The organism is Streptomyces sp. NPDC003077 (assembly GCF_040611095.1).
GTDB lineage: Bacteria > Actinomycetota > Actinomycetes > Streptomycetales > Streptomycetaceae > Streptomyces.
On record NZ_JBEXNM010000038.1, the window covers coordinates 53,002 to 64,094 of the forward strand.

Annotated in this window: 10 protein-coding genes and 2 pseudogenes; 5 read left to right on the top strand and 7 right to left on the bottom strand. The window is 72.0% G+C overall.

The features are described from left to right. Window positions 1–84 precede the first annotated feature (84 nt). From ABZX96_RS23635 to ABZX96_RS23645, 3 genes and pseudogenes are all read right to left on the bottom strand, one after another. On the bottom strand, window positions 85–630 hold the full coding sequence (locus ABZX96_RS23635; RefSeq protein ID WP_355547737.1) for an EF-hand domain-containing protein: 546 nt from the start codon (window positions 628–630) through the stop codon (window positions 85–87). A gap of 361 nt (window positions 631–991) precedes the next feature. Further along, a pseudogene (locus ABZX96_RS23640) lies at window positions 992–1,482 on the bottom strand (AraC family transcriptional regulator). A 191-nt stretch (window positions 1,483–1,673) separates the two neighbouring features. Beyond that, on the bottom strand, window positions 1,674–2,084 hold the full coding sequence (locus ABZX96_RS23645; RefSeq protein WP_355547740.1) for a VOC family protein: 411 nt from the start codon (window positions 2,082–2,084) through the stop codon (window positions 1,674–1,676). A gap of 285 nt (window positions 2,085–2,369) precedes the next feature. Here ABZX96_RS23645 and ABZX96_RS23650 point away from each other — a divergent pair, with 285 nt between their 5' ends. From ABZX96_RS23650 to ABZX96_RS23665, 4 genes and pseudogenes are all read left to right on the top strand, one after another. Further along, a complete protein-coding gene (locus ABZX96_RS23650) occupies window positions 2,370–2,975 on the top strand; it encodes a hypothetical protein (RefSeq protein WP_355547743.1) in 606 nt (201 codons plus the stop codon). Between the two features lie 184 nt (window positions 2,976–3,159). Then, a pseudogene (locus tag ABZX96_RS23655) lies at window positions 3,160–3,476 on the top strand (metalloregulator ArsR/SmtB family transcription factor). Beyond that, window positions 3,442–3,831, top strand: coding sequence for a VOC family protein (locus tag ABZX96_RS23660; protein ID WP_355547746.1), 390 nt, complete (start codon window positions 3,442–3,444; stop codon window positions 3,829–3,831). The pseudogene ABZX96_RS23655 and the gene ABZX96_RS23660 overlap by 35 nt, the downstream one beginning before the upstream one ends. A 267-nt stretch (window positions 3,832–4,098) precedes the next feature. Continuing rightward, window positions 4,099–5,139 carry a substrate-binding domain-containing protein gene (locus ABZX96_RS23665; RefSeq protein WP_355547749.1) on the top strand — a complete coding sequence of 347 codons (1,041 nt, stop codon included), beginning with the start codon at window positions 4,099–4,101 and terminating at the stop codon, window positions 5,137–5,139. A 203-nt stretch (window positions 5,140–5,342) separates the two neighbouring features. Here ABZX96_RS23665 and ABZX96_RS23670 read toward each other — a convergent pair whose 3' ends face one another. From ABZX96_RS23670 to ABZX96_RS23685, 4 genes are all read right to left on the bottom strand, one after another. After that, a complete protein-coding gene (locus ABZX96_RS23670; protein WP_355547752.1) occupies window positions 5,343–6,053 on the bottom strand; it encodes a sulfite exporter TauE/SafE family protein in 711 nt (236 codons plus the stop codon). Further along, window positions 6,050–7,474 carry an amidohydrolase family protein gene (locus tag ABZX96_RS23675; RefSeq protein WP_355547755.1) on the bottom strand — a complete coding sequence of 475 codons (1,425 nt, stop codon included), beginning with the start codon at window positions 7,472–7,474 and terminating at the stop codon, window positions 6,050–6,052. The genes ABZX96_RS23670 and ABZX96_RS23675 overlap by 4 nt, the downstream gene beginning before the upstream one ends. Further along, window positions 7,471–9,075 carry a uracil-xanthine permease family protein gene (locus ABZX96_RS23680; RefSeq protein ID WP_355547758.1) on the bottom strand — a complete coding sequence of 535 codons (1,605 nt, stop codon included), beginning with the start codon at window positions 9,073–9,075 and terminating at the stop codon, window positions 7,471–7,473. Before ABZX96_RS23680 ends, ABZX96_RS23675 begins: the two co-directional genes overlap by 4 nt. Before the next feature lie 259 nt (window positions 9,076–9,334). Beyond that, entirely contained in the window at window positions 9,335–9,763 is a 429-nt protein-coding gene (locus ABZX96_RS23685) for a hypothetical protein (protein WP_355547761.1), read from the bottom strand. Window positions 9,764–10,292: 529 nt separating this feature from the next. On the opposite strand from ABZX96_RS23685, the gene ABZX96_RS23690 reads away from it, so the two are divergent. Next, window positions 10,293–10,979: a hypothetical protein gene (locus tag ABZX96_RS23690; protein WP_355547764.1), complete on the top strand. Its 687-nt coding sequence runs from the start codon at window positions 10,293–10,295 to the stop codon at window positions 10,977–10,979. The last annotated feature ends 114 nt before the right edge of the window (window positions 10,980–11,093 follow it).

Consider the following 11,093-nt stretch of genomic DNA (forward strand, 5'->3'; position numbering starts at 1 on the left):
GGCGCTGCTCCGCGGCGCGTTCTTTCAGCTTCTTTCAGCGCATTGCCTCGTGTTTCCGGGCGGATTCGCCCCCGCTCCCGCCCGTTACCGCAGTGCGCCGAACACCCGGCTGCTGGGAGCGTCGGCCGGCGCGCCGGAGAAGAGGTCACGGCAGGCCACGAAATACTCTTCGGGGCTGATGCGGCCGTCGTTGTCGGTGTCGATGCTCTTGGCGCCGACGCGGGCGTCGCGGGTCGACAGGCCGAAGGCCCGGAGCAGTTCCGCGTACTCGTCCGGAGACAGATACCCGTCGTGGTTGGTGTCGGCGACGGCGAACTCGGCGTCGGTGATGGGACGGAGCAGCCCGTCGGCCGTCGCCGGCTTGGCGTTCCGCGCCATGTAGGTGCGCCATTCCTCGCGCGACACCCGTCCGTCCTTGTCCGTGTCGGTCAGCTCGTTGACGATTTCCCAGGACTTGGCGTAAGCGGAGTGCAGCCGCTCCCATTCCCGGCTGTCCTTGCTGTGTCCGAAGTGCGTCAGTACCCGTTCGGCCAGTTGCTGCAGATCCGAGGCCTCGATGTAGCCGTTATTGTTGATGTCCGCCAGGTCGAACCACTGATCCGACTTTTGCGCAATGATGCCGGCGACCATTTCGCTCTCCGTTCGCGTTGACGGCCAGCTGGACTCGCACGTCAAGAACTCTACTGAAAGCGAACTTGGCGGCCACCGCCAAATCGCGACATTCATCGCGCCAAACGGGAGTTCACGAGGGTGGCACCGTTTCTCGTGAGGGCGATAGGAGAGCCGGGGAAGGGGTGCGGCAGTGCCCACTTCGTTCTTCGTTCCGAGCCCGGGCTTTATGTCGTGGACTCGTCATCGTCGTGTCGTCGCTGGACCACTACGTCCTCGCCGGACCACCATGTCCTCGCCGGACCACCGTGTCCCACCGGGCCACGGAAACACACACGGGAATGCTTCCCGCCCCCGCTGCGGCTCGCACCTGACGTCAACGTCAGCTTTGAGCGTGGTGAGGTGCGGGCGGGAAAGCGAACGCCCGCTGATCGGACGACGGCCGTCCCCTGACCGGTCCGGTCACCCGCTTCGCCACGCACGACGGCGTCCCCGCCGCACCGCCCGCCGTCCGCCGCTGGTAGGTGCGGGGCGGCATGCCGACCAGTTCGGCGAAACGGGCGCTGAAGGTGCCCGGCAACGAGCAGCCGACCGCGCGGCAGACCTCGGTGACGCTGAGGTCGCCGCGTCGCAGCAGCGCCATCGCGCGCTCGATGCGACGCGTCATCAGGTAGGCGTACGGCGGCTCGCCGTAGGCGGCACGGAACCGGCGCTAAGCTGCCCGGCCGACATGCTCGCGCCGCGGGCGAGCGCCTCGACGTCCAGCGGCCGCGCGTACTCCCGGTCGATCCGGTCGCGCACGCGGCGCAGTCGCGCGAGGTCGTCCAGGCGCTGCGCCTCGGTGAGGGCGCGCCCCCACGCGGGGTGGCACATGTGAGAACTCCGTTCGTCGTCGTCCGCGCGCATCGCCGGACCGGGGCGGCGGGGATGATCGCCGGTGGGGGCGAAGCGCACTTCGTCCCACGGCGACGCACTACCGGCTCGTCGCGCATGACGGCACGAAACCCCCGGCCACCGCGCCCGCCGCGGCGGCCGGCTCCTCACACACCGGTCTCCGAGCGGCGTCAGCGCAGTTCCTGGACGCGGACCAGGTTGCCCGCGGGATCGCGGAAGGCGCAGTCGCGGACGCCGTACGGCTGCTCGGTCGGCTCCTGGACCACCTCGGCGCCGCCGGCCCGCACCTTCTCGAAAGTGCCGTCGAGGTCCTTGGTGGCGAGCAGGATCCAGCCGTACGTGCCCTTGGCCATCATCTCGGTGATGGTGCGGCGCTCGTCCTCGGTGATCCCGGGGTCGGCGGCCGGCGGCGCCAGGAGGATGGACGTGTCGGGCCGGCCGACGGGGCCGACCGTGATCCAGCGCATCGCGCCCTGCCCGACGTCGCTGCGGACCTCGAAGCCGAGGATGTCGCGGTAGAAGGCCACGGACGCGTCCGGGTCGGTGTGCGGAAGGGCGGTGGTGTGAATGGTGATGTCCATGTCCGTCACGCTAGCCGTGGCTCGCCGACCGATGCTTCTCGATTCCTGATCGGTTCGGCCGCGCGCTCGGCTCCCCGTCCGGCTCCGCGCTCGGGTGCGCGTTCGGCTCGGCTGCGCGTTCCGCTCCGCGACGCACTCGTACGTCCCGCGCGAAGACGAGGGCGGACCCATCCCCGGCCCGGCCGCAGGTTCTTCCCTGCGCCGCGCCATGATGGGTGCACCTCAGCAGCACCGCCACGTCCCGGCGCCTGACCGCAGGCCGGGCGCCGAAAGGAACGTCTCCGTATGACGCCCGACGACGAGCTCCGCACCTACGTGGCCGCGTGCCCCGTCACGCCGGATCTGGCCCGGCGGATCACCGGCCTGATCGCACTCCCCTGGGGCGACGAGCCCGAGGTGACCGGCGCGGCGCTGACCGCACTGGGCTGGACGCCGCCCGACGGCATGCCGCTGGACGCCTCCTTCGTCACCCCGCAGGGCCACCCGATCTACGGGGACTTCACCTTCGCGATGCCCTTCGCCCAGTTCTACCTGGTGGGCGGGGAGATATGGCCCGAGGATTCCTGGGGGACGCTGCCCGGCTGGCACAGCCGCCCCGACGCCGACCGGGCGCACTTCGACGCGCACGTCGAGGCCTGTGCGGGGGTTTTCGCCGAGCAGCTCGGTTCCCCCGCGTGCGACGTCAGAACGGAAGGGGCGGAATCCGGCGACGACGGGTCCTGGCGTTATGTCGCGTGGCGGCGCGGCGACGCCGTGCTGGCGATCGGCCAGGACCTTGAGGGCTACTCCTACGGGCAGGACGAGGAGGCCCGCGTCCACATCCGCCCCCTGCCGGCGTCCGAGCCCCTGCCCGCCCCCGACCGCTTCGCCGACTTCCTCCGCATCCACTGAGTCCGAGACCGGGGCGGCCCGCTGACCAGGGCAGTGCCCGACGCCCGTGACGGTGCCCCGAACGGCCCAGGCAGTGGTCGGTGCGCACCCCCTCCCGCTTGTCAGCCACGCGGCTGAAACCGGGGCTTCGAACGCGGCGAACCCGGCTTGATAGGCACGTCTTCACTTGCCTATCGTGAAAGTCATTGCGGAGGATGTCTTCAAGGCCCTGGCCGACCCCGCCCGTCGGCGCCTCCTCGACGAGCCGGCGGAACGGAACGGTCAGACGCTGTTCGGGATCTGCGCGCGGCTGGTGACGGTTTGGGACTGTCCCGCCAGGCGATCAGTCGGCATCTGGCTGTACTGGAATCCGCGGGTCTGGCCCGTTCGCGGCGCGAGGGCCGCTGCAAGTTCCACGACCTGCACACCGAGCCCCTTGAGCGCGCCCTCACCCGGCGGCTCAAGCCCGACATGCCGGAGATGGCCCATGAGGATCCACCTGACCAGCGTCTTCGTCGATGACCAGGAGAAGGCCGCGCGCTTCTACACCGATGTGCTCGGTTTCTCGAAGAAGCACGATGTCCCGGTGGGGGGCACGGACCGCTGGCTCACCGTGGTCTCCCCCGAAGACCCCGACGGCCCGGAACTGCTGCTGGAGCCCGACGGCCATCCCGCCGTGAAGCCGTACAAGGACGCGCTGGTCAAGGACGGCATCCCGGCGGCCTCCTTCGCCGTGGAGGACGTTCCGGCGGAGTTCGAGCGGCTGCGCGGGCTCGGCGTCCGCTTCACCCAGGAGCCGCTGGAGTCGGACTCGGTCACCACGGCGGTCCTGGACGACACCTGCGGCAACCTGATCCAGATCATGCACGAGGGGTAAGGGCCGGCTGTCGGCCGCGACCGGGGCCGGGATCACGCGCGGGACTCTGCGCACGACCGGTCGGCGGCGCCCGCGCGACGGCCTGCTCGCGCGGGCGGTCCCGCCGGACGGCCTGCGCTCCCGCCGCGCCACAGCAGGCGGAGTCCGAGTTCACCCCGGAGGGGCGCATCATCGGCGTCCAGGACGGGCACGGGCCGCGGCCCCCGGCGAGGGGTCGGCGAAGATGGTGGGGTCAACCGTCCCCGCCAGCGAGGAGCGTCCGCGCAGATGGCTACTTCCGCCCCCGGTTCGAGGCCGCCGACGATCGCCGACGTCGCCCGTGTCGCCGGGGTTTCGCGCACGACCGTGTCGCACGCCCTCAACGGGCTCGGCAAGGTCGACCCCCGCACGCGGGAGCGCATCAAGCTGGTCGCGGCGGAGCTCGGCTACCGTCCCAACCTCCGGGCGCAGCGGCTGCGGCGCGGGCAGGCGAGGGCCATCGCGCTCGCCTCCTCGATGCCGTTCGCGGTGGCGGGCGGGCCGTCGCGGCTCGGGTTCTACATGGAGGTCGCGGCGGCTGCCGCGGAGAGCGCCCTGCTGCACGACTACGCGCTCGTGCTGGTGCCGCCCGTGCAGTCCGGTCCGGCGCTGCACTCCGTCGACATCGACGGGGCCATCGTGGTCGAGCCGGACGTGGACGACGCCGCGGTTGCCCAGCTGCGCGAACGCGGGCTCCCTTATGTGGCGCTCGGCAGGCCGGTGGCGCCCGACGAGGACGCCCCGTACGTCGACCTGCGCGGCGGGCTGGTCGCGGAGTTGCTGCTGACGCACCTTCACGAGCGGGGCACCGTGCGGCCGGCGCTGATCATCGGCTCCGGTTCCCGGCACTCGTCCGTCGACGCGCTCACCGCCTACGAGCGCCTCGCCCGTCAGCACGGCTGGACGCCGATCGTGGCCAGGGCCCCGGAGTCGGGCGGGGAGCAGGCGGGGTACGAGCGGTGTGCCGCCCTGCTCGCCGAGCATCCGGAGGTCGACGCGGTCTGCGCCCTGGTGGACGCCTTCGCGGTGGGCGCCGTCCGGGCGATCCGGGACAGCGGACGTGCCGTACCGGACGACGTCATGGTCGTCACCCGCTACGACGGCTTGCGCGCCCGCACCTGCGAGCCGCCCCTGACGGCGGTGGATCTGCACCTGGACCGGGCGGCGTCCGACGCGGTGGAGCTCCTGCTCGGGCGGCTGCGGGGGGACACCTCCACGCCGTCGGTGGCGGTGACCCCGAAGCCGCGGGTGATCGCTCGGGCGTCGTCGGCACGGGCCGAACAGACGTGAGCGCGGCCCGGTTTCCCTGGGGGCGGTGAGCCGAAGCCACGGGGGATCACGCGGGCGTCGTCGGGACCGGCCGCCGTCCGGAGCGTGAACGTCGTGGGGAGACCGGCCGCCGCCCGGGTCCGGAGCCGACGACCGGCCCCTTACCCAAAACCGCCGACCAGCCCCGGCCCCGGACCCGAACTCGGCCCGCCCTCCCCCACCCCTCAGCCCCCCAGCATCAGAACAACCCCCGACACCAGCGCGAACACCAGCACGAACAGCCGCATCCTGCGCGCGTCCAGCCGGTGGTGCACCAGGCGGCTGAGCCACGCGCCGAGGGCGAGCGCCGGCAGCAGCAGGACGGCCTGGCCGAGCTCCGTCACCTGGGCCTTCCCCGTCGCGAACAGCAGCGCCAGCGAGGCGACTTCCCCGACGAGGAAGCACGCGGCGACCGTGGAGCGTAGTTCGGCGGGCGGCCGGTGCTGGTAGACCAGCGCGAGTGGCGGCCCGCCGACGCCGGTCGCGGTCTCCGTCAGCCCGGTCACCGCTCCGGCCCCCACGTAGGCGGCCCGCCCGGGCGTGAACGCGGGCGCGGCCAGGCTCACCACGGCCGCGAGCACGGTGGAGATGCCCACGAACAGGCCGAGGCTGCGTTCCGGGATCAGCCAGAGCACCGCCAGCCCGGCCGGGGTCGCCGCGAGCCGCGCCGCGGTGATCCAGCCCGCGCCGCGCAGGTCGAGCGAGGCCCGTTCGCGCCAGGCGACGTACAGGTTGAGCGGGATCATCGACGCCAGGACGAAGACCGGGACCAGGCCGGGGTCGAGGATGCCGGCCACCGGCGCGACGATCAGCGCGAAGCCGAGCCCGCTGCTGCCCTGGACGAACGCGGCGACGGCCACCGTGACGGCGAGGACCACCAGCATCTGCGTGCTCACCGCGCCATGCTCCGTTCCCGTGCCGCCGTGGAGGTGGGGTGCGCCCGGGTGACCCGCGCCTTGCCGACGGCGGCGCGGGCCAGTTCGGCGGCCCGCCGCACCAGCGCGGCGTCGTCCCAGTGCGTCGGCCGGCCGCGCCACATGCGCAGGCGTCCCGCGACGAAGACGGCCGTGATCTGGTCCCGGTTGCCACGCCGTACGAGTTCCCAGGGCAGATCCCAGGAGAGCGCGAGCTCGGGCGTGTCGATGTCGACGAGGAGGAAGTCGGCCGCCAGGCCCGGCGCGACGGTGCCGGTGCGGGCGCCGAGGCCGACGGCGTCCGCGCCGCCGCGGGTGGCGTGCTCCAGCCACGTCCAGCCGGCGCCGCACGACGAGTCGCCGGTGACCAGCCCGTACGCCAGCCGCTGGGCGAACTCGGCGGCCTCCGCGAGCCGGAAGCCGTCCCCGCGGGTGCCGTCGGTACCGAGCCCGAAGCGGATGCCGCGCTCCACCATGGCGGTGGCGGGCGCGACCGCGTTGCCCTTCCACGCGCTGGCGACGGGGTTGTAGCTGACGGCGGTCCCCGTGTCGGCCAGCAGCGTCAGCTCACGCGGCGTGAGGAGCGTGGCGTGCGCGGCGAGGAGCTGGGGGCCGAGCGCACCGATGCCGTGCAGGTGCTCCAGGGGCCGTAGCCCGTGCCGGAGCAGGGAGCGTTCGACGCCGGCGAGGTGCTCGTTGACGTGGATCTGCACGACGGCCCCGGCCTCGGCGGCCAGGCGGGCGGTGGCGCGCAGGGTCCGTTCGGTGGCGGCCTCGGGGATGGAGACGGCGAGGGAGGGGTGGACGAGCGGATCGCCTGCATATCGGGCGAGGTGCTTCTCGGCGCGGTCGAGCACGGCGGCCGAGCCGGACCTCCCGTCGTCCTTGCCGCCCCTGTCGTCCGCGTCGTCCGCGTCGTTGCAGATCAGCCCGAGGACGCAGCGGATCCCGGCGTCGCGCGCGGCCGACGCGACCACGTCCACGTCGACACCGGCGCGGGTGCCGGCGTCGGCGACGGTGGTGAAACCGCCGCGCAGCGCTTCGAGGGCCGCCAACTTGGCCGCCACGTAGGCCGCTTCCTCGTCCAGCGCGCCCTCCAGCGGCACCCAGACCCGCCGGAAGATCTCCGAAGGCTCCCCGAAGGCGAGCGCGGCGCCGAAGCTCTGGGTGAGGTGGTGGTGGGCGTCGACGAAGCCGGGCATCAGCAGGTGGCCGGGCAGCCGTACGGCCCGGAGCCGCGGATGGCTGCGCGCCAGTTCGTCCGCCGGTCCGACGTCCTCGAAGCGGCCGTCGCCGACCACGACGGCCCAGCCGTCGACGGGGCCTTCGGGCAGCAGCACCGCGCCCGGTATGAGCAGGAGCGGGCCGGGGGTGGCGAGGAGTTCGCGGTTGAGCTGGTTCATCGGTCGCTTTCCGTGCGTGCGGTGGTCAGCCGGGCGACGATGCCCGGCCGGACGTGGTGGAAGAGGACGTTGAGGACGGCGGCGACGAACGCGCCGACGGCGACGCCGCTTTCGAGGAGGATGCGGACGTTCGGCGGGAACCCGTCGTACACCCCGGGGACGAGGATCGGCAGCAGCCCGATCCCCAGCGCGACGGCGCAGACGAAGGTGTTGGTGTGCCGGTCGAGGTCGGAGCGGCCCAGCAACTGGATGCCGAGCACGGTGATGACGGCGAAGACGACGATGGCGGTGCCGCCGACGACCGCGGACGGGATCACGCTGATCGCCCGGGTGACGGGAGCCAGGAACCCGATGACGATGAGCAGCACGCCGGACGCGGCGGTGACGAACCGGCTGCGGACCCCCGTCACGCGGACGATGCCGATGTTCTCCCCGCTGGTGACCATGAGCGGCAGCCCGAAGAACCCGCCGAAGAGCGAGGTGAGCGCGTCACCCCGGATGGTCTTGGGCACGTCGGTCCGCCGGTCGATCTCCTTGCCGACGGCCTCGGCGTTGATGACGGTCTGGCCGGTGGCTTCGGCCATCGACGCCAGGCTGTAGAGCATCAGCGGCAGCGCGGCCAGGACGTTGAACTCGGGCGAGCCGAAGGGCATCGGCTGCGGCACGTTCACCAGTGCGCCTCCGGCGGCGCCGCCGAAGTCGATCGCGCCGGTCACGGCGGCGAGCGCGGTGCCGGCGAGCAGGCCGAGCATCACGGCGAGCTGGCGCAGGATGCCGGAGAAGAACAGGTAGAACGCGACGGTGAACCCGATCGTCGCCATGCCCAGACCGAGGTTGACGGGATCGGCGAAGCCCGGCGAGCCGGGCGTCCCGGTGACGAGGACCGCGCCGACCTTCACCAGATTGACGCCGACGATGACGATCATCGTGCCGATGACCAGGGTGGGGAAGAACGCGAGCAGCCGGGAGAAGACCGGCAGCACGACGAACGAGAACACCGCCGTCAGGACGACCGCTCCGGCGGCCGTGGGCAGCCCGTGCTGCTCCGCGATGGCGAGGAACAGGACGAGCGGCGCCCCGCCCGGCAGCATCACGAGCGGCAGCCGCGGCCCGAACTTCCAGGGCCCGAGCGACTGGATCAGCGATCCCACCCCGGAGAGCACGAAGGCCGCGGAGAGCAGATCGACGGTGAGCCCCGCGTCGAGCCGGAGGGTGGCGCTCATCAGGAAGATCGCCGAGATGGGCGTGGCGGCCATGACGAGGACGTGCTGAATCCCGAAGAGCAGGATCCGGCCGAGGGGGCGCTTGGCGTCCACGGGGTGGGGAGGGGGCGGCTCGTGCTGGTGGGCGCCGCCGGTGTCGGACGTGGGTGGAACAGCGTCGTTGACGCCGGTGCCGGTACGGGCCGTGGGCGGAACAGCCTCGTTGGTGCCGGTGCCGGTGCCGACCGTGGGCAGAGCAGCGCCGTCGACGTCGGTGCGGGCGTCGGCCGTGGGCGGATCGGCGGTATCGGTGGGTCGGTCGGCCGGGTGGGTGGCCGCTCCGCGGCCGGGGGCGGGTGGGTGGCCGGCGCCTGGCCGGCTCTGGTGAGGACTGGACACGTGCGGGCTCCGTTCGGGCGTACGGCAGCTCGGATTTCAGCCGCGATCCGGCCCTGGACGGAGAGCCAAATCGATTTGGCCAAATCGATTTGGCCGCCAGTATGTGAGCCCGCTGACCCACCGTCAAGGGTGATGCGCCGACGGCCCCGGCACCGCCGGGACCACCGACGCCTCCCCCGTCACGCAGCCCGTCGGCTACCGCGCGCCCCGCTCGGCCACCACCCGCCCGGCAACCGCTATGAGGCCCAGCCCACTCCCCCTACGCACGGCGCAACCCGACGTACTGCAGCACCGCGAACCCGCCCACCACCAGGCCCTGCAGCACCGTCCAGCCCGTGCCGAGCCCCGTGGCGCCGAGCACCCCGGACCACGCGACGACCACACTCGCGACGGCCCACAGCCCGTTCAGCGCGATGATCACCGTCACGGCGGAGCGATCGATTTCCCGACGCGTGGCCGTGCGCAGCACGAACAGCGCGAAAACGATGAGAAACACACCCACCGGGTACTGCACGGATCGCGAGAAGCCGAAGACGTCGTCCAGCACAGTGGCCAGGGATACATACCCGATTCCGTTGGCGCCGGTGAGGATGACGTCCAAGAAGAGCGCCCGTCGCAGAAATCCGCCGGGGCGCGCCGCGAGCGCCGTCCCGGTCTGCCGCTGCCGGGCGTGATCGGTCGAAGCCATCGAATTCTTCCTTTCATGGATCTGGAGGGAAATGGCACTGCCTGCCGCCGGTCGGCCGTTACGCTGACGCCCCGCCTCCGGCCCTTCCCCGGTTCTCATCCCGGGGTATCGAACGACATGACCAGAGGAATTCACCGGCCGCGAAGTACACACGAATTCGTCGGATCAAAGAGGCAAGGGCACCCTGCACCTGACCCCAACAGGCTTGCTTCGCAACGGCGTTGTGTGCCCACGCGCCCCTCCCCCGACCCCGAAAACCCGGCCAGCCGTCGGGACAATACCCGCCGGACGAAACACGAGAAAGGCACTCCAACTCTCCGATGCGTCCTGCCCGCAGGCTATGAACAGATCGGATGGTGGGCAATTACGTCACAGGTAATGCCGACCCTGAAACGGCACCGCCAGTTCCCCCGCCCCCCTCCCCCGATACGGCGACGCCCACGACCCGCGACAGCCGATCACCGGCTCCCTCCCGAATCGGCAAAGCACCGGCTCAAGACCACGCCGATCCCACGGCATGATGATCACCATGATCGAGATACCCGGATACGCGAGCGGCCCGCTCACCCACGAGCCGGAGCTGCTCACCTCGCCCCTCTTCTGGCTCGGCCACCTGTACCCCGTCGCTGGGAGCGAGGAGACGGAGGAGCTGCTTTTCGGCGCCGATGACGACGCGGCCGAGGAGTTCCACCGGCGGTTGACGGAACGGGAGGACTGGCCGGTCTTCACCGTTCCGCTCGCCGCGGGGCACCGCCTCCACGTCGTCTACCGCAACCTCCGCGACGACCCCGGTGTCGACTACCTCCTGTACCACCCTGCCTGGGAACGGGCCCTGCTCCTCGCCCGGAACGACGGGCATTTCATGGGACCCGCGCTGTCCTGGCCCGAACTGTCCGCCGCTTCCGGCAACGGCCTGCCCGGGGGCAGCACCACGGATCCCCGCGCCCGTCTCCTGCTCCTGCTGCCCGCGATGGGAGACGACGGCCTCCCCGACGACGCGGTACCGCACCTGGCAGACGCCCTCACGTCCGCCGAGGAGCCGCACGACCTCGCGGTCGCACTCGCCGAAGACCAAGGCCCGACCGGCCCCGTCTTCTGGTCCGCCGACAACGGATTCGCCGTCAACCACGGCACGTACTCCTACCGGAATCCGTCCAACGCCTTCGCTCTCACCGCGGCGGACCAAGCCCGCGTATCGGCCGCGTTCGCAGCCTGAGGACTGAGACGTCGTCGGCTCCGCGGCCAGAGCCTCCACGGCAGCATCCCCGGCAGAGAGCGGGGCGCCGATCGGTGCGTGCCCCGGGCGCGAAGCGCGACGGTTGGCGGATGC